Source organism: Actinokineospora auranticolor, from assembly GCF_002934265.1.
Taxonomy (GTDB): domain Bacteria; phylum Actinomycetota; class Actinomycetes; order Mycobacteriales; family Pseudonocardiaceae; genus Actinokineospora; species Actinokineospora auranticolor.
This window is the reverse complement of sequence record NZ_PTIX01000002.1, coordinates 257746-280520: the sequence shown is the minus strand read 5'-3', so window position 1 is coordinate 280520 and position 22775 is coordinate 257746. Positions and strand designations below refer to the sequence as shown.

Below are 22775 nucleotides of genomic sequence, written 5' to 3'. Positions count from 1 at the left end.
CGGTTTGCAGCCCACTCGGAGGGCACTGCTAAGCTCTCCGAGCAACAACCAAGGGGCTGTAGCGCAGTTGGTAGCGCGTCTCGTTCGCATCGAGAAGGTCAGGGGTTCGATTCCCCTCAGCTCCACGCATAGGTGGTCCGTGTCCGCGAAGGGCGCGGACCATTTGCGTTCCGCGATCACATTGGGGGTGCAACCCCCAAACCCCGCTCGGGGGCGAGCCCCCGAACCCCCGACCATGGTTGCGTTGGGTGGGACCGGGCTTGAGTAAGGCCCTGGCAGGTCCACGGTCGATCGCCTGTTGTTCTTTATGGGGTGCGACCCCGGACCCCGGTAGTGGTTGCGTCGGGTGGGGCAAGGTTTGAGTAAGACCTCAGCAGGTCTGACCTTGCCGTACGGCAGCGCAGTGGAAGCAGCTCCCCGGGGGCTTCTTCGACGGTGCTTGCGCGTTCGCCTGCCTCAGAGCGGGCCTCTGCGTTCGCCGACCGCCCGGGCGCACCATCGACGGAAATGGGCCCGCCAGGCCGGCGAGTGTTGGTAGGTGGCCGACCTGACTGGTACTGGGGGCACCCTGGCCCTGGGCGCCCACGGCACGATTCGCGCCATACGTCGCAGATCATGTTCGTGGGGAGCGTAAACCGTTGGTAGGTAGGCGGGTGCTTGTGTTGAGCACCCGCCTTGTTGTTTTTTGTGAGTGGTGGAGAGATGGGTTTGGTGGGGTGGGGTTAGCCGAAGGTGGAGTGGGTTTTCCAGGTTGTTAGGAAGGTTTGGTCGCCGGATTGGGTGACGGAGGTGGTGGTGGAGCGTTGGTAGAGGTGGAGGAGCAGGTCGAGGGCGGGGGCCGTGATGGTGGCTGTGGGGGTGCTTGTTGTGGGGTTGGTGGTGTGGGTGAGGGTGGGGCCGGTGAAGTTGATTTCGTAGGTGGTGGTGGGGGTTTGCAAGTGGAGGGTGCGGTTGGGGGCTAGGAGTGCTTTGCGTTCGGGGTGGATGGTGAAGAGTTGGGGGAGGGTGGTTAGGACCAGCCATTCCTCCAGGGCGTCTTGGGTTACTTCGGGGGCGGCGGTGAAGTGCTTGCCTAGGGCGAGGGTGGCGTCTGCGCGGTGGATGAGGGTTTCGTGGGTGAAGCGGCGGGCGTAGAAGAACAGGGCGTCGGCGGGGGAACTGATGGGGACCAGGGGAGTCCAGATCTGGGCGGTGGGGGTGGTTGTGAGGGCGGTGGAGAGGAGGGTGGCGCCTTCTTGTAGCCAGGGGGTGAGGGAATCCGGGGTTTCGTTGGTGTGGTGGGTCAGGTCGCGTAGGGCGGTGTCGGGGGGTGGGGTGGTGGCGCGGGTGTCGATGATCTCGGCGGCCCAGCGGTGGCCGTGGCCGATGTGGCGGAGCAGGTGGTTGAGGGTCCAGCCTGGGCAGGAAGGGACCGGGGTGGTGAGGTCGGCGTCGGCGATGGTTGCGGTCAGGGCCTTGGTTTGGGCCAGGATCTCGTTGGCGTAGGTGTCGTGGGAGAGGGACATGCGGGGTTCCGTTCCTCGGTCAGGGTGACGGGGGTAAGACGGAGACCAGGTGGTCTTCTCGACGTGGTTGGAGGTCGGGGTGCGAGGTCAGTGGTTGACATCCGGTGTGGTCGCGCACCGAGGACTGCACGGCGACGGGGTACCGGAGAACAGCTTGGCCGCGTTCGAGGCGGCTGCGGCCAAGGGATACGCGATCGAGCTGGATGTGCACCTGACCGGGGATGGGCAGGTGGTCGTCTTCCACGACGCCAACGCGTTGCGGATGACGGGGCGGGATGTGGTCGTTCGGGATGTTGGGGTGGGGGAGCTCGCGGAGTTGCGGTTGGGGGGGACTGGGGAGCGGGTTCCGTTGTTGCGGGAGGTTTTCGAGTTGGTGGCTGGGCGGGTCCCCGTCTTGGTGGAGGTGAAGGCGGGGAATCCGGTGGGGCGGATCGGGGCAGGCGTTGTGGCGGAAATCGGTCGGTACGGCGGTGAGGTGGCCGTCCAGTCCTTCGATCCACGTATCGTGCTGTGGCTGAAGACGCATGCCCCGGCTGTGGTGCGGGGGCAGTTGTCCGGGTCGTTCCGGGGGGAGCGGATGCCGTGGTCGCGCCGGGTTTTGTTGCGCGGCATGGTGCTCAACGCGGTTTCCCGGCCCGATTTCCTGGCCTACGAGGTCGGGGCGTTGCCCAATCCCGTTGTCGCGTTCTGGCGGTGGGTGCTGCGGGTGCCGCTGTTGGTGTGGACGGTGCGCACACCCGAACACCTGGCCGTCGCGCGGGCGCAGCGGGCGGCGCCGATCTTCGAACACATCCAGCCCTAGGGGGAGCGTGTCCGAACTCGCCAATTACGTCGACGAGGTCGGGGTCAACCTCGTTGCCGTCTTCATCGTCTTCATCGCCCGGGTGTTCGGCTTCGACGTCTACACCCGCCTCATCCGCGGCGGCCGGGCCGGGCGGGTCCGCACCCGCAGGCTCTGGCGCGCCGACACCGTCCTGCTCTACACCGACTGCGACGACGAACTCCACACCAGCAACGCCCTGGCCAAGCGCCTGCAGGCCGAGATGACCGAGGCGGGCACGCGCACCAAGGTGTCCGTGGTGCGCGACGGTGGCGACCTCGCCCGGTGGCCGTTCTCCCGGCCCATCGCGGGGATCGTGCTGCTCATCACCGACGTCACCCAGCTCAGCTCCCGCCCCCGCGAACGCGAGCGGCTGCAGAAGCGCCTGGCCCACTACGTGCGCGGTGGCGGCTGCCTGGTCCTGGGCCACGACGTCATCTGGCGCCGCAGCCGCAACGAGCGGCTGCAGAAGCTCGCCGGGTGCAGCCTCGACAAGTTCGAGCGGTCCGACGCCCCCATCCGCTACACCCGGGTGGACTCCGGTCCGCGCGCCTGCGAGTACGCCGACCTGCTGGCCGACCTGCCCGAGTCCCTCGACCTCAGCGACAACGAGGTCGTGGTCGGCACCTGGCACCGCGACGTCGACTTCCTCTACTGCTGGGACGGCGACCCCGAGGTGCCGCTGGTCACCCGCCGGGTCGTCGGCGACGGGCACGTCTACTGGGTCAACAGCGGCGACACCGACGGCGACGGTCCGCCGCGCTCACTGGCCCGCCCCGAAAGCGGATTGGTCACCCTCCTGGCCACCCTGGTCAACCACGCCAAACCCACCCGCAAGCACCGGTAGCGAGCGGATTTGCGGCGCCCGCTGGACAGCCGGGCACCGGGTGGCCAGTCTGGGCCGGACGTCGATCTTCCCTGGGGGTGCGGTGGAGCAGCGGTGGATCCCGAGCGGTCGGCCGACCCGCCGGACGCGGCCGGACGCCTCGGCGGTGATGGGGGTGCTGTTCGCCCTCCCGGCGCTGGTCAGCAGCCTCGTCGTGCTCGCCGTGGTGGCCACCCTGATCTGGCCGGGCAACAACGTCGCGGTGGGCGCGGTGCTGGTGGTCTGGCTGCTCTCCGGCGCGCTGACCTTCGTGCCCTCCGTGGAGCAGGCGCTGGCCCGGGCCATGTTCGACATGCGCCGCCCCACCCGGCACGAACTCGACCGGATGGCGCCGCTGTGGGCGCAGGTGTGCGCGGCGGCGGGTGTCGACCCGGCGCGGTTCACGCTGTGGGTGGACCAGTCGCGGGAGCTGAACGCGTTCGCCGCGGGCGGGCGCACGGTCGCGGTGACCGGTCGCGCACTGGAGCTGCCGCCCCGCGCCCTGGAGGCGATCCTGGCCCACGAACTGGGCCACCACCTGTCCGGCCACTCGCGGGTGTCGCTGCTGGCCTGGTGGTACGAGCTGCCCGCGCGCGGGTCGATCCTGCTGGTCGGGCTGGCGGTGCGGGCGGTGCTGTGGGTCGGTGACGTGTTCGGGCGCTTCGGCAGCGCCTCCGGGGTGCTGGCCTCGGTGCTGCTGGCCCTGGTCCTGCTGTTCGGGTTGGTCGTGCTCAACCCGTGGCTGCTGCTGATGCCGCTGCTCAACCCGTTGATGGCCTGGTCGAGCAGGCTCGGGGAGTACCGGGCGGACGCGACCGCGGCCCGTCTCGGCTACGGGCCCGCGCTGGTCGACGTGCTCTCCGCGTGGCTCTCCGCCGAGCGCGGGGGCCGCAGGCCGCTGCGCGCCAGGATGCTCGCCAGCCACCCGGCCACGGCCGACCGAATCCGCCGATTGCGGACCGCCCGCTGATCCCGCGCCACTAGGCTGGCCACATGGGGGTTGTGCGGCGGGTGCCGCCCGCCGCGGTCGTCATGGCGCTGGTCTTCGCGTGCTTGGCGGTCGCGGCCTGGGTAGCGGGCCACGGGATCGGTGTCGACAGCGCGGTCTACCGCGCGGGGGCGTTGACCCTGCTGCACGGCGATTCGCTCTACTCGCCGCTGACCACCGGCGAGAGCTGGGCGCCCGCGCTGCCGTTCACCTACCCGCCGATCGCCGCGGTGCTGTTCCTGCCGCTGGCCGCGCTGCCGTCGCAGCTCGGCTGGGGCCTGCTGGCCGTGCTGTCCGCGCTGGGGCTGGGGCTCGTGCTGCGGGAGAGCCTGCCGGAGCGGTACCGCGGCGCGTGGCCGATCGGCGCGCTGCTGACCGCGACGCTGCTGCTGGAGCCGATCTGGCGCTCGATCGGCCTCGGTCAGGTGAACGTGATCCTGATGACGATGGTCGCCGCGGACGTGCTGCTGCTGCGGGGGCGCAAGGGCGCCGGGCTGCTCATCGGCACCGCTGCGGCCATCAAGCTGACGCCGCTGATCTTCGTCGGGCACCTGGTGCTCACCCGCCGCTGGGCCGACGCGGCCCGCGCGCTGGCCGCGTTCGCCTGCCTGAACCTGGTCGCCGCGCTCCTGCTGCCCGGTGACACCGGCCGGTTCTGGACCGAGGCCCTGTTCGACGGCAACGACGCCGCCACCAACTCCTGGATCGGCAACCAGTCCCTCAACGGGATCTTCCAGCGGTTGACCGGTGAGGGCCGCGCCGCGCTGGTCCTCTACGGCGTGTCCGCCCTGGTCCTGCTGGCCGCCGCGGCCTGGCTCACGCACCGCCTGCACCGGGCGGGCGACGACCTCGGCGCGCTGCTGGTGAGCGCGTTCGCGGGGCTGCTGGTGAGCCCGGTGTCGTGGACCCACCACTGGGTGTGGATCGTCCCGCTCGCCGGGTACCTGATCGCGCACGCCCGCTGGTGGGCGTTGGCGGCCCTGGTCGCGGTGTTCACCGGCTGGCAGTTCCCGATCGTGCCCAGCGGCGCCAAGAGCGAGCTGCGGTGGACCCTGGGCGACGGGCTGCTGGGCAACGCGTACGTGCTGGCGGGGTTCGCGGCCGCGGTGGTCATCGCGATACTGGCCGTGCGCGGTCGGACCGGCCGTGCTGAGGTGGGCGCGGGCCTCCCGGGCTGACCGGGCGAGACGAGGAGCTGGTGCGGGTGGCGGACGAACTGGTGGTGGACGTCGCGGTCGTCGGGACCGGACCCGGTGGCGAGGCGCTGGCCACCCGGCTCGGCGGGGCGGGCCTGGCGGTGGCGGCCATCGAGTCGCGGCTGGTCGGCGGCGAGTGCCCGTACTACGCGTGCGTGCCGACCAAGGCGATGATCCGGGCCGCCGACGCGCTGGCCGAGGCCCGGTGGGTGCCGGAGTTCGCGGGCACCGCCGACGTGCGCCCGGACTGGGGCAAGGTCGCCGCCCGGGTGCGCGCGGAGATCACCGACGACTGGAACGACCAGGTCGCCGTCGACCGGCTGACCGCGGCGGGCGTCCAGGTCCTGCGCGGGGCGGCCCGGATCGTCGAGCCCGGGGTGCTCGCGGTCGGCGACCGGGTCGTGCGGGCGCGCAAGGGCATCGTGCTCAACCCCGGCACCGACCCGGCCATCCCGCCGGTCCCGGGCCTGGCCGACACTCCCGTGTGGACGAACCGGGACGCGGTCCGCGCGACCGCGGTGCCCGAGTCGCTGGCCGTCATCGGCGGTGGACCCGTGGGGTGCGAGTTCACCCAGGTCTTCGCCCGCTTCGGCGCCCAGGTCACGCTGTTGCAGTCCAACGACCGCCTGCTCCCGCTGGACGAGCCCGAGGCGAGCGCGCTGCTGGCCGAGCGGTTCACCGCGGAGGGCATCCGGGTCCGGACCGGGGTCAAGATCACCTCCGCCGCGCACGACGGCGAGAGGTTCACCCTCGAGATCGAGGGCGGCGAACCGGTCGTGGCCGCGCAGGTCCTGGTAGCCGCCGGTCGCAAGTCGGACATGGCCGCGCTCGGCGTCGGTGCGTACGGCCTGAACGAGTCCGCGCGCGGTGTGAACGTCGACGAGCACATGCGCGTTACCGACGGCCTGTGGGCCATCGGGGACATCACCGGCAAGGGCGCCTTCACGCACATGTCGATGTACCAGGCGGCCATCGCCGCTGCGGACATCCTCGGCGAAGAGCACCCCGGTGCCGTCTACCGCGCTATTCCGCGCGTGACGTTCACCGACCCGGAAATCGGCTCGGTAGGCCTAACCGAGGCCGCTGCGCGCGAACAGGGCCTCAACGTCCGCACCGGTACTACGGATCTTTCGTCGTCCACACGGGGTTTCCTGCACAAGGCGCACGGTCTGATCAAGGTGGTCGAGGACGCCGACCGCGGTGTCCTGATCGGTGCGACCTCGGCGGGTCCCACGGGCGGTGAGGTGCTCAGTGCGCTGGTTGTCGCCGTCCACGCGCAGGTGCCCGTGGACGAGTTGCGCGGGATGATCTACGCGTACCCGACTTTCCATCGCGCCATCGAGTCCGCTCTTACGGATCTGCGCTCATAGGGTGCTCACCGACGTCTTGCCGTACCTGGTCTGTCCACACTGCGGTAGCGATCTGGACCTGTCCGGCAACTCCTTGCGCTGCCCGAACCGGCACACGTTCGACATCGCGCGCCAGGGCTACGTCAGCCTGCTGCGCGAGGCCACCGCGTTCACCGGGGACACCGCCGAGATGGCCGACGCCCGCGCGGCGTTCCTCGGCGCCGGGCACTACGCCCTCATCGAGTGGGAGCTGTGCCTGGTGCCGCCCGGGCCGGGCTGCGTCGTCGACGTGGGCGCGGGCATCGGGCACTACCTCGCCGAGGTGCTGTCCGCGCACGACCGCGCGGGCATCGCCGTGGACGCGTCCAAACCCGCGCTGCGCCGCGCCGCCCGCGCCCACCCCCGGATCGGCGCGGTGCTCGCCGACGTGTGGCGGCCGCTGCCGATCCGGTCGGGCGCGGCGGGCCTGGTGCTCAACGTGTTCGCCCCCCGCAACCCGGCCGAGTTGCACCGGGTCCTGCACCCCGACGGCAGGCTCGTGGTGGTGGCCCCGACCGCGGGCCACCTCGCCGAGTTGGTGTCCACTGTGGACATGCTGACCGTCGGGGCGGGCAAGCGGGACCAGGTGGACGCCAAGCTGGCGCCCTACTTCACCCCCGAGGTCACGCGGACCTGCGAGTTCGAGATGGCCCTGGCGCACGCCGACGCCGCCGCCCTGGTCGGGATGGGCCCGAGCGCCTTCCACGCCGACCGGGACACCATCGCCGCGCGGGTGGCCGCGCTGCCCGAGCCGGTCCGGGTGACCGGTTCGGTGTCGGTCACGACCTACCAGCCGGTGTCCACGCCGCGTCCCGCCCGGTAGCGGCCAGCAGCCGCTCCGTCGGCGTGGCGCCCTCGGCCACCGGCAGCTGCCGGGCGAAGAACCCGTCCGGGCCCCAGACCTGCGCTGTCTTGGGCCAGCGGGCGATCCCGGCCAGCATCGCCTCGGCGAGGTCGTCGTCGATGCGCACGTGCAGGCCGACGGCGGTGCCGATGTCCCAGCCGTGCACCAGGGTGTCGCCGAAGTGCAGCGACAGCGCCGTCCGGCCGTTGGTGGACCGGCCGACCACCTCGTAGGACGCGGCCAGCACGGCGTCGTCGGCGAACAGGTCCACCACCGCGGCCGCGGTCCGGCGCCACTCGGTCCGGACGTCCGCGCCGGGCTCGGGCGCGCCGTCGCCGAAGGTGTCCAGCGCGGTGCGGTGGTTGTCGACCATGTGCTGGACGACGTCCCGCACGGCCCAGCGCGTGCACGGCGTCTCGGCGTCCAACTGCTCGTCGGTCAGCCCGTCGATGATCGCGCCCGTCGCGGCGACGGCCCGGCGGTCCAGCTCCCTGAGGTCCACGGTTGTCCTCCCGATTTTTATACGAACGTTCGGTCAAATAGTTCCAGACCTCGGTGCCCGGCGTCCAGGTGTCGGGGGAACCCGGGCGCGTCGCCTAGATTTGGTCCGTGGACGGACGACTTGCCCGCGGTGAGGAGACCCGCCGCGCGACCCTCGCCCGCGCGGTGGACATCGCCACCGTCGACGGGCTGGAGGGGCTGACCGTGGGCAGGCTCGCGGGCGAGCTCGGGTTCAGCAAGAGCGGCGTCTTCGCGCACTTCGGCTCCAAGGAGGAGTTGCAGCTCGCCACCGTCGAGTTTGCCACCCAGGTCTTCATCGACCAGGTCGTGCGGCCCGGCCTTCGCGCGCCGCGGGGCGTGCCGCGGCTGATGGCGCTGTTCGAGTTGTGGATGCGCTTCTCCCGCGAGCGGGTCTTCCCCGGGGGCTGCTTCTTCTCCGCCGTGAGCGCCGAGTTCGACGCCCGCGACGGGCGGGTGCGCGACCTCGTCGTCGCGCGGAACCGGCAGTGGGCGGGCCTGCTGGTCGCGGTGGCCGCCGACGCCGTGGCCGACGGTCAACTTCCGGCGGACACCGACGTCGACCAACTGGTCTTCGAGGTCAACGCGCTGGGGCGGGCGGCGAACGAGGAGAGCCTGACCACCCGCGACGACACGCCCTACACGCGCGCCGAGACCGGCGTCCGCCACCGGTTGGGGGTGTAGTGGGCGCGCGGGGAATGTTCGGGGGTCGTCCCGCGTTGGGACGGCTGTAGCTCTCGCGCACTGGATCGAGGAGGCCCTGTGGCAACGGTCGAGCTGACCGCCGACAACTTCGACGAGGTGGTCGCCCGAGGCGGCACCGTCCTGGTCGACTTCTGGGCGTCCTGGTGCGGGCCGTGCAGGCAGTTCGCCCCCGTCTTCGAGGCCGCGTCCGAGAAGCACCCGGACGTCGTCTTCGCCAAGCTCGACACGGAGGCGCAGCCGCAGGTCGCCGCGGTGTTCGAGATCCGCAGCATCCCCACGGTGATGGTGGTGCGCGACGGCCAGCTGCTCTACGCCCAGCCGGGCGCGCTGCCCGCCGCCGCGCTGGACGACCTGATCACCCAGGCCAAGGCGCTGGACATGGACGAGGTCCGGGCCCAGGCGGCCGCGGCCGAGGCCGCGCAGCAGAAGTAGCACGGACCAGCAACCGGCCCGGCGGGATCCCGCCGGGCCTTTTCGCGTTCACTCCACGCCCAGGACCCGGTAGCGGCCCTTGATCTCCTGGTTGAGGAACGCGCCGAGGCTGGGCGCGGACATGAACTGCCAGTACACCCGCTTCGGGATGTCCAGGTACTGGTAGACCCCGCCGTGGTGGAACTCGACCTCCAGGATCAGCCGGTCCGGGTCGTAGCCGACGGCGGCGACGCTGGACGAGGCCACCGGCTTGCGGTGCATGGCGCCTCCTCCGACGTTCGCGGCCCCGGGGGTTGCCCGGTCCGGACGCAACTGTGTGGCATCCGGGGCACAGATCGCCACCGATACCGCCGACAGCCACCGGATGAGCCGAACCGGGCCGCGGTCGCCGATAAACTGGTCGCCACCGGACGCCGCGTGGGCGAGACCACCACAACCTCGACACCCGCGGGCGCGTCCTATTCGGTGAAGTGCCGCGGGAGTGCGCCGTTCCCCGGTCCGACCACGAGAGGAGCTGGTGGACGCGGTGCTGGAGCTGGCTGCTTCGCTGCTGTCCTTCGCGCACAGCATCTTCGGCCCGGGGATCTGCCCCGGGGACTGGGTGTGGGCGACGAGCACGGCAGGCGCGCTGATCGCGCTGCTGCCGGTGTTGGGCACGGTGACCGTCGCGCTGGTCCGCAAGGTCACCGGCAACACCCTCAACGCCGTCACCATCTCGGTGTTCGGCGCGATCGGGCTGCTCACCGCCTTCCTGTTCCCGTGGCTGCTCTTCGGCGGCATCGGCGGTGTCTACCGCAGCGTGTTCACCGGTGACGGCGAGGTCACGCTCAGCGCCGCCGAGACGCGGTCGTTCGGCGAGGAGCACTGCTGGGTCGGCCAGCAGGCCAGCTACCTCGGCGGCCGGGCCAACGGCTACGAGGTGCTGTTCCACTCCTTCGAGTCCTGGCCGATGCTGCTGCTGCGCATCGGCATGCTGGTCGTGGTGCCCGCGCTGTGCCTGCTGTTCGTGATGCTGCAGGCCAGGGCGGCGCTGCGGCGCGGTCCGAAGTGGCCGTCGCGGCTGTTCTGGCTCCCGTTCGTGGTGCTGATCCTGCTGGTGCTGCCGATCGAGGCGAACACCGTGTCGCACCTGTGGGCCGGGTTCCTGCCGATCAGCGTGCTCGGGTTGATCCCGGTGTACGTGATCGGGCCGCCGAGCTGGTCGGTGGTCGAGCGCAGCTACCAGAAGCCGGACGCCGGTCCGCCCGCGCACCACCAGCCGTCCCAGCACCAGCCGCAGCCCGCGCACCAGGGTGCCCGGCAGCACCCGCCGACGCAGGTGCAGCGGCAGCCGCAGCAGATGTCGGCGCAGCAGCGGCAGGTGCCGCCGCCGGTCCAGCCACCGGTGCCGCAGGGGCCGGTCGGGCCGCGCAAGCCGCCGCCGTACGTGCCGCCGCCCCCGGTGCCAAAGTACGTGCCGGAGGCGGACGCCACCACGAGGGTGACCGGCGACAAGCCGTTCGTGCCGCCCGCGCTCAAGTCGCCGACGCTGCGCGCGCCGGAACCGGAGGGCGCGCTGGCCGCGGACCCCGGGCCGCTGCCGTTCACCCCGCGCGGCGCCACCCCGCCCCCGCCGATCAAGCCGCTGGGCAGCCGCTTCCGCAAGGTCCGCGTGCTGGGCCAGGGCGGGTTCGGCTCGGTGTGGCTGGCCGTGGACACCCAGCTCGACCGCACGGTCGCGGTGAAGATGGCGCACGCGCCGGACGTCGAGACCGAGGAGCGCATGCTGCGCGAGGGCCGCGCGCTGGCCGCCGTGCACCACCCGAACTGCGTGCGGGTCTACGACATCGTCTCCGAGCCCGACGGCCTCGGCCTGGTCATGGAGTACATCGAGGGCCAGCCCCTGGCCGACCGCGTCACCAGCGGCGGTGCGCTGGACGACGTGGCGGTGGCCCGGCTGTGGATCACCATGGCGGGGGCGCTGTCGGCCGCGCACGCGAAGGGCGTGCTGCACCGGGACGTGAAGCCGTCGAACGTGATCATCGACCCGGACGGCAACGCGCACCTGATCGACTTCGGCATCGCCCGCTCGAAGGGCGACTCGACCCTGACGGCGACGGGCATGATGGTCGGCACCCCGGACTTCCTGGCGTCGGAGACCGCGGCGGGCGCGAACGCCACCCCGGCCTCGGACGCCTGGCAGCTGGCGGCCACGGTGAGCTACGCGTTGACCGGCAAGCCGCCGCGCGGCAACCGCGAGAACGCCATGGCCGCCCTGATGGCAGCGGCCAAGGCGGAACCCCTCACGGAACTCCCCCAGCGCAGCGCCCACCGGCGGTTGTTGCTCGCCGCACTCGACCCGGAGCCGGGCCGCCGGCCCACCCTGGCCGCCGTCAGCCGAGAACTCAGCGACTGGCTGGCCCGCGAGGGCCACACCGAGACCGGCCCGGTCACCCAGATCGTCCGCCGCCAGGACATCGAGGGCGAAGACCGCACCCGCCCCGTGCGCTAGGAGCGGCCGGTGGTGAAGTTCTTCGGTGCGCTCGCCCTGCTCCTCGGGCTCACCACGAGCAACCTGTTCTGGCAGTGGCTACCGACCGTGCCGCCCACGGCCACACTGTGGTTCGCCATCGCCCTGGGTGCGATGACGCTCGGCGCGGGCCTGATCGCCATCGACTCGGGGGCGAAGCCGACACTGGTCCTCGGTCTGCCGATCCTCGGTCTGGGGTTGGGCGCCGCGGCGACGGTGTTGTTGGCGGATCCGACCAAGGAGCGGAGCCTGGCATTCGACAGGGCGGCGCTGGCTCTGGCGCTCCTGCCCCTGGGCGCGTCGATCGCGTTCGCCGGTTCGACCAAACACCCACGCCGGGGTGAGTCGGCGCTCGTCGCCGTCACCGGAGCGGGGTTCGCCCTGGCGATCGTGGTAGTGCTCCTCAAGTTCGACCTGCCGCCCTGGCTCGCGTTCGTCCTGCTCGCCTTGGTGGCTGTTTGCGCTTGCGCCATCCTCTCCGCGTCGGCCACCCACCTGGCGAATCGGCGGCCGGAAGTGGCGCACCCGAGTACCACGGAGGCGGAGGCCACCGAGGAGGTGCAGGTCCCCGCAGTGGTCGATCCCGGGCCGCCGCCCGTGCTGGGGATCGGTCCGTTGCTCGTGGAAATGGGCCGGAACGCGGACCCGGTCTACCGGCTACTCCCGCGCAACCGGTGAGTACCGGAGTCCCAGGCGCTGGTAGGGGTCGATGCTCCTGTCCAGCTTCAGCCCTTCGAACAGGTGCCGGGCGTGCGCGGGGTACCCGAGGTCGTGCAACTCCGCCGCGGCGCGGGAGCACTCCCGGACCGTGAGCCCGCAGGCGAAGAGCATCATCGCCATCAGCAGGCCCCACAGGCGGTCCGGGTCGCCGGAGGCGACCACATCGGACACGTCCCAGTGCTCGCTCGCCGAGACCCAGGCCTGGTCGTCGCTCTCGAAGGCGTCCAGCCGGTCGATGAACTCGCGCAGCCGCCGCCACGCGGCCCTGCCCCGGCCGTAGCCGACGATCGTCTCCAGGGTGTCTTCGGCGTCCGCGTCGCCCAGGACGCCGCTGATCTGGTGGACCAGGTGGATGCGCAGCAGGATCGGCAAGGTGCCGTTGGCCGCCAGCCACTTCAGTTCCGACGCCATGCCGGGGACCTCGGCGAGGGCCACCAGGTCGGTGATGGCGTGCATGCGGGCGTCGAAGTCCAGCGCGCGGTCGAGGACTCGATTGCGCAGGGCGAGCCAGTCTTTCGGCTCCGGTGGCTTCGGCTTGGGGGCGCGGTTGCGCACCAGTGCGAACTCGTCGGCGGTGTCGCGGTTGAGTTGTTTCGGGGACGGCAGCCCTCGGCTGATGAGGCGGCGGCTCAGTTCTCGGTAGACCGTCTGCATGGAGAGCAGGTCGTCGCTATCCGGGATGCCTTCGCGTAAGAGGGTGAGGAGTTCGCCGGTGAAGGCGGTGTGTTTTTCGCCTGGTGGGGCGAGGGAAGGCAGGTGTGCCGGTGCGGATACCAGGGTGTAGGTGCCGTTGACCGACAACTGCGCGTCCGCCATGCCCATGACGCCTAACTGGGCCATGACGCGCTCGGAGTAGCAGGTGTCGAGTACCAGGACGCGGACGGTGGCGCGGCTGTTGATCAGTGCCGATCGGAGTTGGTGCAGGTGCCAGACGTTGTAGTCGGGGTAGTCGAGTTCGGTGTCCTGCATGGCCAGTGCGAGTTGGCCACCGGTGTTGAGCACGCTGTGGCCCGCGAAGTAGACCAGCAGCAGGTCTTCCGCCGTGCGGGCCAGGCGTTCGATGCGCGCGGTCTGGTTGGAGGTCAGGTCGTGGAAGACGTGGCAGGACTCCCGGGACAGGCCGCCCAGGGTTGGGTCGGTTAGGACGCGGGATAGGTCTTCTACGTTGTTGCGGACCGCCGGTAGGTCGTGCAGTGCGGGGTCCGTGTAGTGCGCGCTGCCGACCAGGACCGCGCAGGACCTGGTGGGGTCAGCCAGTCGCATCGCCGTTGGTGATCTCCAGGTGGGTGGCGGCTCGGGTGGCCTTGTCCAGGAGCAGGCCGATCTCGTCCGGGTTGGCCTTGACGCGGTCGGCGTCGATGACGATCGAGGTCTCGCCGATCTTGACCTCCAGCTTCAGGGTGGTGCGCTGGTTGCGGATCCAGGTGCCGAGCGTGTTGATCAGCACCGGTACCGCGCCGCCCGCGCTCAGCGCCGCGACCACGATGGCCTCCCACGGCGACCCCATCTGCCCGGCCTGCGGCGGCGCCTGGCGCAGGTGGACCCGGCCGCGCAGGTCGTCCTCCTCGCGCAGCCACGAGAACGCGGACCGCAGGGTGTCGCCGGACTCGTCGGTGTCGGGGGCGGTGACCAGGATCTCCATGCGTGCACGGTACCGGTGCGGTCACCCGTGGTTACGCGGTTTGGCTGGCGAACGTCCGGCGGTAATCCGTCGGTGACACGCCGACCACCCGTTGGAAGTGGTGGCGCAGCAGGGCCGCGCTGCCGAACCCGCACCGCCTGGCCACCTCGTCGACCGACATCGGGGTGCGCTCCAGCAGTTCCCTGGCGTGCAGCACGCGCTGCGCGGAGAGCCACTTGTGCGGGGTGGTGCCGGTCTCGGCGACGAAGTGCCTGGCGAAGCTGCGCTCGGACATCCTGGCCCGGTGCGCCAGCGCGGCCACGGTGTGCTCCTCGGCCAGGTTCTCCAGCATCCAGGCCAGCACCGGCTGCAGGCTGTCGCTGGTGCACTGCGGGATCGGCAGGTCGACGTACTGCCGCTGCCCGCCGTCGCGCTGCGGCGGCACCACCATCCGCCGGGCGACGGCGGTCGCCGCGGCGGCCCCCAGTTCGCGGCGCACCACGTGCAGGCACGCGTCGATGCCGGAGGCGGTGCCCGCGCTGGTCACGATGTTGCCGTCGTCGACGAACAGCACGTCCGGGTTGAGCCGGGCGCGCGGGAACCGGCGGGCGAACTCGTCCGCGTGCCGCCAGTGCGTGGTGCACGCGCGGTCGTCGAGCAGGCCCGCGGCGCCGAGGATGAACGCGCCGCTGCACTCCGAGAGCAGGGTCGCGCCGCGCGCGCTCGCCGCCCGCAGCGCCGCCAGCACGGCGGGCGGGTACTCGGCGCGGATGGTCATCGCGGGGACCGCGACCAGGTCGGCGCCGTCGAGCGCGTCGAGCCCGAACTCCGGGGTGAGCGGTACCCCGATGTTGGACCGCACGGGCGCACCCGGGACCTCGCCGCACACCCGGAACTCGATGGGTGGCACGCCGTCGTCGGTGCGGTCGGTGCCGAACACCTCGCACAGGATGCCGAACTCGAACGGCGCGAAGCCCTCGACGAGCACCGCGGTCACGGTCTGGAGCATGTCGGTAGGGTAGCTGGCAGGATTTTTGCGCACAAGGTCGTATCTGCCACTGTTGGCAGGATTGTGGCCACCGCAAACTTAGTGCCATGACAACCGCACTCCTGCTGGTCGCCCTGGCCGGACTCCTGGTCTACGGCCTCGACCGCAACCACTCCAGGTCCCTCCACACCAGACTGGCCGGCTCCACCGACGTCGAGGACCGTGATCTCGCCCGCACGACCGCGGAACTGGCCGCGGCCGCCACCTGGTCCGATGTGGACCGGGTGGCGGCCGCGGGGGTCGAGCGCCGGGCGGTCAGCGCCAGGACGGCAGCCACAGTTCGGCCTGCCAGCGCCACTCGGTGATCGAGTCGCCGTTGAGGATCGGCCACAGCCAGACGAAGTTGGCCACCACCAACCCCACGTAGAGCGCGAGGGCGAGCAGACCGGTACGACGGCGTTCCGGTCCGTCCCCGTCCTTGCCCAGTAGGTGCCCCAGGCACAACGTCAGACCGAGCACCAGGAACGCCGCCATCGGGGTGGCGTAGAAGAAGTACATCTGCCGGTCGAGGTTGAGGAACCACGGCAGGTACCCGGCGAGGTAGGCGGTCACCACCGCCGCGTAGCGCCAGTCCAGGCGGGAGAACATCCGCCAGATGCCCCAGGCCAGCATCGGCAGCGACAGCCACCACATGGCGGGCGTGCCGATCAGCATCGTCGCCGAGACGCACCGGGTCTCGCCACACCCGGTCGTCGAACCCTCGTAGTAGTAGAGCATCGGCCGCAGGCCCATCGGCCACACCCACGGCTTGGACTCCCACGGGTGCTGCGACTCGGACTTGGTCACCAGGCTCTCGTGGAACTTCAGCACGTGGTCGTGGTACTGGAACAGCGACCCGATCGCGCCCTTGGCGATCGCCCACGGGCTGCCGCCGGTCGTCTCGACCAGGTGCCGGTCGATCGCCACCTCGCTGCCGAACCAGCCGAGCCAGGTGGACAGGTACGCGAGCGTCGCGATGCCGAGGAACGCCCACAGCCCCGGGATCAGGTCGCGCAGCAGCGCGCCGAGCAGCGGCTTGCGCACGCCGACCGTGCGCCGGGCCGTGTAGTCGAACAGGATCGTCAGCAGCCCGAACGCGGCGATGAAGTACATGCCGGACCACTTGACGCCGCACGACAGGCCGAGCAGCACGCCACCGGCGATCCGCCACCAGCGCACCCCGAGCCGTGGTCCGAACGCCGACTCGGTGGCCCAGCCCTCCATGGACGCGGTCCACAGCCGGTCGCGCACCTGGTCGCGGTCGAGCAGCAGGCAGCCGAAGGCGGCCAGCACGAACCCGGCCAGGAAGATGTCGAGCATGCCCATCCGGGAGCCCAGGTGGGACACGCCGTCGGCGATCAGCAGCACGCCCGCGATCCCGCCGAGCAGCGTGGACCGGGTCAGCCGCCGGGCGATCCGGACGACCAGCACCACCATGACCACGCCGAACAGCGCGCCGGTGAACCGCCAGCCCCACCCGTTGTAGCCGAAGAGCCACTCCCCGGCCGCGATGAGCGTCTTGCCCAGCGGCGGGTGCACGGTCAGCTCGTAGGCGGGGTTGTCCTCGACGCCGCTGTTGCGCAGCATCTGCCACGCCTGCGGCACGTAGTGCTTCTCGTCGAAGACCGGGGTGCCCTTGTCCGTCGGCCAGCCCAGGTTCTGGAACCGGACGATGCCCGCGAGCATCCCGACGAAGAGCGTGACCAGCCACCCGCGCAGCCGGTCGGTGGGCATCGGCCTGCCCAGCAGTCGCGCGCGCGCGACGTCGGCAGGGTCGGCCACCGGTGTCACCGGTTCGGGTGACGGGGTCCGGCTGGCCTCGTCGTCGGCTACGAGGGCGCTCACGGGGGGAGATCGTAGGGTGCCCGGTGTGCGATCCGCGTCGGAACTTCCTCGTTCGGGTGGCGCGCTGTGCGCCGGGTGATCTAGAAGTCAACTGATCGTGTAATTGTTTGCCCAGTTCAGGGCGGGTAGAAGAGGTGTTGAGTCGCTGTCGTTACGGGGACGCCGGCGCGCGCACGGACGGGGTTCGCGGTGCCTCCTGGACGACCCACCATCAGGTCACGGCAGGTAGCGGGCGAACTGCGCAGACTCCGCAAGCAGGCGGGCATGACCACCGGCGAGGTCGGCGCCCGGCTCGGCCTGTCGCAGGCGAAGGTCAGCCGGGTGGAGACGGGCTCCAGCGGCCTGCGGATGCGCGACGTCCAGGCGATGCTCGGCCTGTACCGGGTCCCCGAGCCGCGAGCCGCGGAGATCCTCGACCTGGTGCGCCAGGCGGCCGAGCCCGGGTGGGTCCAGGTCCACGGACGCGGGCTCCCCGAGCAGTGGCAGACCCTGATCGACTGGGAGTCACGCGCGGTGGCCCTGCGTGTCCACCATGGAGCGTTGGTTCCCGGGCTGCTCCAGACCGCCGACTACGCCCGCGCGGCCATCCGGGACACCTCGTCGATCACGCCCGGCGAACCGGAGCTGGACGTCAAGGTCGCGGCCCGGCTCGCCCGCCAGGGGATCCTGAGCCGGGAGAGCCCGCCGTCGCTGCACGCGATCATCGGTGAGCCCGCCCTGCGGCTGCCGGTGGGCGGCCACGCGGTGCTGTCCGCGCAGCTGCGGCACCTGCTGGAGGTGGTGCGCAGGCCGCACGTGGTGCTCCAGGTCGTGCCGGAGACCCGGGGCGCGCACCCGGGGCTGGAGGGGCCGTTCCTGGTGATGGACCTGCCGCAGGGGCGGCGGGTCGTGCACACCGAACACCGCTCGCGCAGCCTGTTCCTCGACGACGAGTCCGAGGTGGCCGAACACCGGCGGGCCTGGCGGCGGATCGAGGACCTGGCCCTGTCCCCGCGCGACTCGGCGGACCTGATCGCCGCGCTCTGCTGATCACGGACTTGTTGCCGCGTTCCGGCCGGGCCGTGCTGGGTACGCTTGCGGGGTGGTGGAGATGGCTGGGGAGTACCGGGTGCGGCGATCCGTTGTGGTGGCGTACACCCTCGTCGGCGCGCTGGGCACCGGCGCCTTGTTCCTGATCACCCGGCTGTTGATCAGCGGTTGGGCGAAGACCGTGGACGCGTCGATCACCGTGCCCGCCGTGCTCGTGCCCGTGGTGGTGTGGGGCTACGTCGGGTTCGGCACCATGCGGGAGTACCGGTTGGTGCTCGGGGAGGACGGGGTGCGGTGGTACCGCCCCGGGAGCTTGGTCATCTTGACCTGGGCGGACTTCGAGACCGCCGAGCGCAGGTGGTTCGCGGCCGAGACCCTGCGCTTCAGCAAGGGCGAGATCGTCTCGGCGAACGCCGACCGCGTTCGGGGGCGGGCGTCCGGCAAGGTTGTGCGGCGCCTCCGCGACCGCAGGCTCCCGGTGTCCTACTTCTTCGAAGACTGGCGCACTTCCCCGATTGCCGCGGCGGTGACCCGGTGAGCGGTCTGCTGATCCTCGCGGCCACGCCGCTGGGGGAGATCGGTGACGCCTCGGCACGACTGGTCGAGGCGCTCGGGAGCGCGGACGTCATCGCGGCCGAGGACACCCGGCGGGCGCGCAACCTCGCGTCCGCGCTGGGGGTCGCGCCGAGCGGTCGGGTCGTCAGCTTCTACGACGCCGTCGAGAACACCCGGGCGCCGTCGCTGGTCGAGGCGGTCAGGAGCGGGCAGACGGTCCTGCTGATCACCGACGCGGGCATGCCGAGCGTGTCCGACCCCGGCTACCGGCTGGTCGCGGCCTGCGTCGCCGAGGACCTGGCGGTCACCTGCCTGCCCGGCCCGTCCGCGGTCACGACGGCCCTCGCGCTGTCCGGGCTGCCGTGCGACCGGTTCTGCTTCGAGGGCTTCGCGCCGCGCAAGCAGGGGGAGCGGCGGAAGTGGCTGGCGCAGCTGGCCGACGAACCGCGCACCGCCGTCCTCTTCGAGGCGCCCCACCGGATCGAGGACTGCCTGGCCGACGCGGTCGAGGTCCTGGGCGGCGAGCGCCGGGCCGCCGTGTGCCGGGAGCTGACCAAGACCCACGAGGAGGTCAAGCGGGGGACCCTCGCCGAACTGGCCGAGTGGGCGAAGGACGGCGTGCGCGGGGAGATCACGGTCGTGCTGGCGGGGGCGGAGCCGCGCACGGCGGACCTCGACACCCTCGTCGAGCGCGTGCGGGCGCTGACCGCCGAGGGCACCCGGCTCAAGGAGGCCGCCGCCGAGGTCGCGGCGGCGGCCGGGGTCAGCAAGAAGACCCTCTACGACGCCGCGGTGAGCCGCGCCTAGGAGGGACCGGTCGTGATCGAGGTCGTGGACACCCGGCTGGTCGCCAAGGTCACCGGCCGCGAGTCGATCAACGAGACCGACCGCCGCTACGGCGTGCACGGCACCGACCTCGGGATCATGTGGGACGACGACCGGGGCCGGACGCTCGTCGCCTTCGGCGACACCTACGGCGAGGGCTGGTGCGGCAACGGCGCCGGGCCGCGCGAGGCCGACTGGCGGTACAACTTCCTCGCCTTCGCCGACGACCGCGATCTCGCCACCGGCCTGCGGTTGTCCTCGGTGGTGACCCGTCCGGACGGGCACGCCCGCCAGATCCTCGACCGAGGGTCCAGCCGTCGCGAAGAGACCGTCATTCCGTGTTCCGGCGTATCAATCGACGGTAAGCACTACCTCCAGTACATGTCCGTGCGGGGCTGGGAGGGGCCCGTCGGCTGGTGGACCAACTACGGCGGCATCGCGGTGTCCCATGACGGCGGCTATACCTGGGACAAACCCGCCGACGCGCGGTGGGTCAACCGACGCAGGCACGACAACCCGTTCCAGTTGGGCGCTTTCGCGCGTGAAGGTGACTACCTGTACCTCTTGGGCGTTCCCAACGGCCGATGGGGCGACGCGTGCCTTGCCCGCGTCGCCCCGACCGACGTGCTCAACCGCCGCGCCTACGAGTACTGGACCGGCGCCACCTGGTACCCCCGTGACGAGTTCCGTGCCGTACCGGTCATGCGCGGTCCGATCGGTGAGCTGTCGGTGCTCTATTCCGTCTATTTCGGACGGTGGCTTGCCGTGCACCTCAACGAAACCCTGGCCGCTCTTGTCCTACGCACCGCCGAACACCTCACCGGCCCGTGGTCGGAGCCAGTGGTACTCGTGAGCGGTAAGGACTACCCGGCGCTCTACGGCGGATTCCTGCACCCCGCGTCCGCCGACGGCCCGGACATCCACTACACGATGTCGCAGTGGGGTCCCTACAACGTCTTCCTCATGCACTCGCGCCTCACGCGCTCTCCCGGCGGAACGTCCTGACGCCCCACAGCACCCCGAGCCCGGCCAGCACGAGCAGCACGAGCCAGCCGGTCAGCAGCGCGTCGGTGGTGAACTCGCTCCGGAAGGACGCCCGCTCGGCGTCGATGACGTGCGTGAACGGGTTCCAGCGCGAGATCGCGTACAGCCAGTCCGGGGCCAGGCCCCGGGTGATCGGGATCATGATCCCGGACAGCAGCATGATCGGCAGCAGCACGGTGTTGAGCACCGCGGGGAACGCCTCCTCGCTGCGCAAGGTCAGCGCGAGCGCGTAAGAGCAGGACGCGAGCGCGATTCCCAAGAGGAACACCATGGTCAGGGTCAGCACTACCGCGCCGAATGACGCTCTTAGGTCGAACACCGTGAACGCGAGGATGAGGATCAGCACCGACTGCGTCAACAGGTGCACCGCGTCCCGCAGCACGCGTCCCAACAGCAAAGCCGTACGGCTCACCGGTGTGACCTGAAGGCGCTCGATCACACCCAGCCGCAATTCGGCCAAGAGACCGAAACCGACGAAGGCCGCGCCGAAGAGCGCCAACTGCGCGATCAACGCCGGAGTGAGGATCTGCCACGACGTGCCCGGTGGGAAGCCGGGTGTGTGTTCGGTCATCTGCTCCAGCAGCGGGCCGAAGAAGAAGAGGTACAGCACCGGCTGCATCAGGCCGATGATCATCCACGCGGGATTGCGCAGCGACAGCATCAGGGCTCGGGAGAACACGAGCCACGTCTCACGCGCCAACGGGGGCCTCCTGCTCGGTGCTCAGCTCGGCGTCGCGGATCGTGCGGCCGGTCAGGGTGAGGAAGACGTCGTCGAGGGTCGGCTGGTGCACCCGCAGCGAGGTCGTGGCGATGTCGGCGACATCGAGCGCGCGCAACAGCTCGGGCATCGCCAGATCGCCGCGCGGCACGCGGAACTGCACGCCCCGCTCGACCGTGGCCACCTCGCTGGACCGGGGGATGCGCGCCGCGATCTCCGCGACCCTGGGCAGGTCGCGGTGCTCGACCCCGACGGCGACCAGGTCACCGGCGACGCGCGCCTTCAACTCGGCGGGGGCGCCGGTGGCCACGATGGTGCCGTTGTCGATCACCAGCACCCGGTCGCACAGGGCGTCCGCCTCGTCGAGGTAGTGGGTTGTGAGGAAGACGGTGGTGCCGTGCTGCTCGCGCAGCGCGCGGATGTGCTGCCACACGTTGGCGCGACTGCGCGGGTCGAGCGCGGCGGTGGGCTCGTCGAGGAACACCAGGCGCGGGTCGTGGACCAGGCCCATGGCGATGTCGAGCCTGCGCCGCTGTCCGCCGGAGAGCGCCTTGACCGGGCGGCGCAGCAGGTCGGTCAGGTCGAGCCGGTCGGCCAGGGCGACGGTGCGGGCTCGGGCGTCGGACTTGGTGCGGCCGTAGAGCCTGCCGATGGCCTCCAGTTCCTCGTGCACCCGGGCCTCGGGCCGCGTGCCGCCGGTCTGCCCGACGTACCCGATGCGGCGGCGGACGCCGAGCGGGTCGCCCGCCAGGTCGCGCCCCGCCACCGTGGCGGTGCCCGCGGTGGGGCGGAGCAGGGTCGTGAGCATCCGCAGGGTGGTGGTCTTGCCCGCGCCGTTGGGGCCGAGGAAGCCGACCAGCTCCCCGGCCGCGACGTCCAGGTCCACCCCCCGGACGGCGTCGGTGGTCCGGCCCCGCGTCCGGAACGTCCGGGCGAGACCGCGTGCCTCGATCATGGGTCACCTCTATTCAAACTTGACTAGTGCCGTACGCAGGATGGCCCGCCCGGCGTTTACTAGTCAAATTTGAATAGCTGGCGGCTCGTCGCCGACGGCGAACGTGTAGGCGCCCCCGTCGATGCGCTCGATCAGCCCCTCGGCCCACTCCAGGTCGGCCACCGTCTGCCCGATCCACAGCCCGGCCTGCTCGTTGACGTGCTCCGGCTTGACCCCCGCGCCGCCCGACCGCCACGACTCCAACTCGGCGAGCTGGATCCGCAACCGCGCCACCCGCTGCCGCAGCATCTCCACCGCGACCTCGCGCCGCAGCACCGGCAACATCGCCACCGCCGCGTTGAGCATCGTCGGGTCCCCGGGCACGCTCAGCCCGGCGCGGACCAGCCGCTCCAGCTCGACCCGGCCCGCGGGGGTCACCGCGTAGACGGTCCGCTCCGGCCCGCCGTCCCCCGGCTCGACGGAGTCGACCATCATCCCGTCGTCCACGGCCTTGCGCAGGGCGTGGTAGAGCGAACCGGGCTTGACCCGCGCCCAGCTGTCCGCCCGCCAGCTCAGCAGCTCCGCCCGCAGCTGGTACCCGTGCGCCTTCCCGGCCCAGAAGACCACGCCGAGCACCAACATCCGCGTGGCCGACATCGGACCTCCACACCGCAGCACCGCCTGGA

General features: G+C 71.3%; 25 protein-coding genes and 1 tRNA gene. 16 read left to right on the top strand and 10 right to left on the bottom strand.

The window, feature by feature from the left end:
• Positions 1-52: 52 nt before the first annotated feature.
• Positions 53-125, top strand: a tRNA-Ala gene (locus CLV40_RS04700).
• Between the two features lie 597 nt (positions 126-722).
• On the opposite strand, the gene CLV40_RS04695 is transcribed toward CLV40_RS04700, so the two are convergent.
• Positions 723-1505 carry a maleylpyruvate isomerase family mycothiol-dependent enzyme gene (locus tag CLV40_RS04695; protein WP_104477285.1) on the bottom strand — a complete coding sequence of 261 codons (783 nt, stop codon included), beginning with the start codon at positions 1503-1505 and terminating at the stop codon, positions 723-725.
• A 94-nt stretch (positions 1506-1599) separates the two neighbouring features.
• Here CLV40_RS04695 and CLV40_RS04690 point away from each other — a divergent pair, with 94 nt between their 5' ends.
• The 6 genes from CLV40_RS04690 to CLV40_RS04665 all read left to right on the top strand — a co-directional run bounded on the left by CLV40_RS04690 (position 1600) and on the right by CLV40_RS04665 (position 7585).
• Positions 1600-2307: a glycerophosphodiester phosphodiesterase family protein gene (locus tag CLV40_RS04690; RefSeq protein WP_245931071.1), complete on the top strand. Its 708-nt coding sequence runs from the start codon at positions 1600-1602 to the stop codon at positions 2305-2307.
• Between the two features lie 7 nt (positions 2308-2314).
• A complete protein-coding gene (locus tag CLV40_RS04685) occupies positions 2315-3172 on the top strand; it encodes a hypothetical protein (protein WP_104477283.1) in 858 nt (285 codons plus the stop codon).
• An 82-nt stretch (positions 3173-3254) separates the two neighbouring features.
• Positions 3255-4160, top strand: coding sequence for a M48 family metalloprotease (locus CLV40_RS04680; protein ID WP_245931068.1), 906 nt, complete (start codon positions 3255-3257; stop codon positions 4158-4160).
• Positions 4161-4183: 23 nt separating this feature from the next.
• On the top strand, positions 4184-5356 hold the full coding sequence (locus CLV40_RS04675; RefSeq protein ID WP_245931066.1) for a glycosyltransferase 87 family protein: 1173 nt from the start codon (positions 4184-4186) through the stop codon (positions 5354-5356).
• A gap of 26 nt (positions 5357-5382) precedes the next feature.
• Positions 5383-6744, top strand: coding sequence for a dihydrolipoyl dehydrogenase family protein (locus tag CLV40_RS04670; RefSeq protein ID WP_342752246.1), 1362 nt, complete (start codon positions 5383-5385; stop codon positions 6742-6744).
• A 1-nt stretch (position 6745) separates the two neighbouring features.
• Positions 6746-7585, top strand: coding sequence for a putative RNA methyltransferase (locus CLV40_RS04665; protein WP_104477279.1), 840 nt, complete (start codon positions 6746-6748; stop codon positions 7583-7585).
• Here the strand turns inward: CLV40_RS04665 and CLV40_RS04660 are convergent.
• Entirely contained in the window at positions 7542-8108 is a 567-nt protein-coding gene (locus CLV40_RS04660) for a TIGR03086 family metal-binding protein (RefSeq protein WP_181043327.1), read from the bottom strand. The two genes, CLV40_RS04665 and CLV40_RS04660, sit on opposite strands and share 44 nt — an antisense overlap.
• 107 nt (positions 8109-8215) lie before the next feature.
• Here CLV40_RS04660 and CLV40_RS04655 point away from each other — a divergent pair, with 107 nt between their 5' ends.
• Positions 8216-8809, top strand: coding sequence for a TetR/AcrR family transcriptional regulator (locus tag CLV40_RS04655; RefSeq protein WP_245931064.1), 594 nt, complete (start codon positions 8216-8218; stop codon positions 8807-8809).
• Positions 8810-8887: 78 nt separating this feature from the next.
• On the top strand, positions 8888-9262 hold the full coding sequence (trxA, locus tag CLV40_RS04650) for a thioredoxin (RefSeq protein WP_104477275.1): 375 nt from the start codon (positions 8888-8890) through the stop codon (positions 9260-9262).
• A 48-nt stretch (positions 9263-9310) separates the two neighbouring features.
• Here the strand turns inward: trxA and CLV40_RS04645 are convergent, their stop codons facing one another.
• Positions 9311-9523, bottom strand: a complete 213-nt coding sequence (locus tag CLV40_RS04645) for a KTSC domain-containing protein (protein WP_104477273.1) — start codon at positions 9521-9523, stop codon at positions 9311-9313.
• A 256-nt stretch (positions 9524-9779) separates the two neighbouring features.
• On the opposite strand from CLV40_RS04645, the gene CLV40_RS04640 reads away from it, so the two are divergent.
• Both CLV40_RS04640 and CLV40_RS04635 read left to right on the top strand, forming a co-directional pair.
• A complete protein-coding gene (locus CLV40_RS04640; protein ID WP_104477272.1) occupies positions 9780-11753 on the top strand; it encodes a serine/threonine-protein kinase in 1974 nt (657 codons plus the stop codon).
• A gap of 12 nt (positions 11754-11765) precedes the next feature.
• Entirely contained in the window at positions 11766-12449 is a 684-nt protein-coding gene (locus tag CLV40_RS04635; protein ID WP_181043326.1) for a hypothetical protein, read from the top strand.
• On the opposite strand, the gene CLV40_RS04630 is transcribed toward CLV40_RS04635, so the two are convergent.
• Genes CLV40_RS04630 through CLV40_RS04620 form a run of 3 tightly spaced genes read right to left on the bottom strand, consistent with a single transcriptional unit; the run spans position 12429 to position 15121 of the window.
• Positions 12429-13754 carry a caspase family protein gene (locus CLV40_RS04630; RefSeq protein ID WP_104477268.1) on the bottom strand — a complete coding sequence of 442 codons (1326 nt, stop codon included), beginning with the start codon at positions 13752-13754 and terminating at the stop codon, positions 12429-12431. The two genes, CLV40_RS04635 and CLV40_RS04630, sit on opposite strands and share 21 nt — an antisense overlap.
• Positions 13741-14133, bottom strand: coding sequence for an effector-associated constant component EACC1 (locus tag CLV40_RS04625; protein ID WP_104477267.1), 393 nt, complete (start codon positions 14131-14133; stop codon positions 13741-13743). The genes CLV40_RS04630 and CLV40_RS04625 overlap by 14 nt, the downstream gene beginning before the upstream one ends.
• A gap of 31 nt (positions 14134-14164) precedes the next feature.
• Positions 14165-15121: a GlxA family transcriptional regulator gene (locus CLV40_RS04620; protein WP_104477265.1), complete on the bottom strand. Its 957-nt coding sequence runs from the start codon at positions 15119-15121 to the stop codon at positions 14165-14167.
• An 86-nt stretch (positions 15122-15207) separates the two neighbouring features.
• Between CLV40_RS04620 and CLV40_RS37065 the strand changes: the two genes are divergently transcribed.
• Complete coding sequence (locus CLV40_RS37065; RefSeq protein WP_146107931.1) at positions 15208-15465, top strand: hypothetical protein; 258 nt, start codon at positions 15208-15210, stop codon at positions 15463-15465.
• Here CLV40_RS37065 and CLV40_RS04610 read toward each other — a convergent pair.
• Positions 15416-16984 carry a dolichyl-phosphate-mannose--protein mannosyltransferase gene (locus CLV40_RS04610; RefSeq protein ID WP_104477261.1) on the bottom strand — a complete coding sequence of 523 codons (1569 nt, stop codon included), beginning with the start codon at positions 16982-16984 and terminating at the stop codon, positions 15416-15418. The two genes, CLV40_RS37065 and CLV40_RS04610, sit on opposite strands and share 50 nt — an antisense overlap.
• A gap of 189 nt (positions 16985-17173) precedes the next feature.
• On the opposite strand from CLV40_RS04610, the gene CLV40_RS04605 reads away from it, so the two are divergent.
• Genes CLV40_RS04605 through CLV40_RS04590 form a run of 4 tightly spaced genes read left to right on the top strand, consistent with a single transcriptional unit; the run spans position 17174 to position 20398 of the window.
• On the top strand, positions 17174-18013 hold the full coding sequence (locus CLV40_RS04605) for a helix-turn-helix domain-containing protein (RefSeq protein WP_146107930.1): 840 nt from the start codon (positions 17174-17176) through the stop codon (positions 18011-18013).
• 52 nt (positions 18014-18065) lie between these two features.
• A complete protein-coding gene (locus CLV40_RS04600; protein WP_146107929.1) occupies positions 18066-18551 on the top strand; it encodes a hypothetical protein in 486 nt (161 codons plus the stop codon).
• Entirely contained in the window at positions 18548-19375 is an 828-nt protein-coding gene (gene rsmI / locus CLV40_RS04595) for a 16S rRNA (cytidine(1402)-2'-O)-methyltransferase (protein ID WP_104477255.1), read from the top strand. The genes CLV40_RS04600 and rsmI overlap by 4 nt, the downstream gene beginning before the upstream one ends.
• A gap of 12 nt (positions 19376-19387) precedes the next feature.
• Complete coding sequence (locus CLV40_RS04590; protein ID WP_104477253.1) at positions 19388-20398, top strand: glycoside hydrolase family 183 protein; 1011 nt, start codon at positions 19388-19390, stop codon at positions 20396-20398.
• On the opposite strand, the gene CLV40_RS04585 is transcribed toward CLV40_RS04590, so the two are convergent.
• From CLV40_RS04585 to CLV40_RS04575, 3 genes are all read right to left on the bottom strand, one after another.
• A complete protein-coding gene (locus tag CLV40_RS04585) occupies positions 20370-21137 on the bottom strand; it encodes an ABC transporter permease (protein ID WP_104477251.1) in 768 nt (255 codons plus the stop codon). The two genes, CLV40_RS04590 and CLV40_RS04585, sit on opposite strands and share 29 nt — an antisense overlap.
• Positions 21127-22110 (bottom strand): ATP-binding cassette domain-containing protein, encoded by a 984-nt coding sequence (locus CLV40_RS04580; protein WP_104477249.1) that lies wholly within the window; start codon positions 22108-22110, stop codon positions 21127-21129. The genes CLV40_RS04585 and CLV40_RS04580 overlap by 11 nt, the downstream gene beginning before the upstream one ends.
• 63 nt (positions 22111-22173) lie before the next feature.
• The gene (locus tag CLV40_RS04575) at positions 22174-22746 is read right to left on the bottom strand and encodes a PadR family transcriptional regulator (RefSeq protein ID WP_104477247.1); all 573 of its coding nucleotides are present in this window, start codon (positions 22744-22746) and stop codon (positions 22174-22176) included.
• Between the last annotated feature and the right edge of the window lie 29 nt (positions 22747-22775).

Excerpts from the sequence above, each read along its gene's own strand:
- CLV40_RS04695 (WP_104477285.1), bottom strand. The coding sequence starts at position 1,505 with ATGTCCCTCTCCCACGACACCTACGCCAACGAGATCCTGGCCCAAACC.
- CLV40_RS04675 (WP_245931066.1), top strand. The coding sequence starts at position 4,184 with ATGGGGGTTGTGCGGCGGGTGCCGCCCGCCGCGGTCGTCATGGCGCTG.
- CLV40_RS04645 (WP_104477273.1), bottom strand. The coding sequence starts at position 9,523 with ATGCACCGCAAGCCGGTGGCCTCGTCCAGCGTCGCCGCCGTCGGCTAC.
- CLV40_RS04630 (WP_104477268.1), bottom strand. The coding sequence starts at position 13,754 with ATGCGACTGGCTGACCCCACCAGGTCCTGCGCGGTCCTGGTCGGCAGC.
- CLV40_RS04625 (WP_104477267.1), bottom strand. The coding sequence starts at position 14,133 with ATGGAGATCCTGGTCACCGCCCCCGACACCGACGAGTCCGGCGACACC.
- CLV40_RS04620 (WP_104477265.1), bottom strand. The coding sequence starts at position 15,121 with ATGCTCCAGACCGTGACCGCGGTGCTCGTCGAGGGCTTCGCGCCGTTC.
- CLV40_RS37065 (WP_146107931.1), top strand. The coding sequence starts at position 15,208 with ATGACAACCGCACTCCTGCTGGTCGCCCTGGCCGGACTCCTGGTCTAC.
- CLV40_RS04580 (WP_104477249.1), bottom strand. The coding sequence starts at position 22,110 with ATGATCGAGGCACGCGGTCTCGCCCGGACGTTCCGGACGCGGGGCCGG.
- CLV40_RS04575 (WP_104477247.1), bottom strand. The coding sequence starts at position 22,746 with ATGTCGGCCACGCGGATGTTGGTGCTCGGCGTGGTCTTCTGGGCCGGG.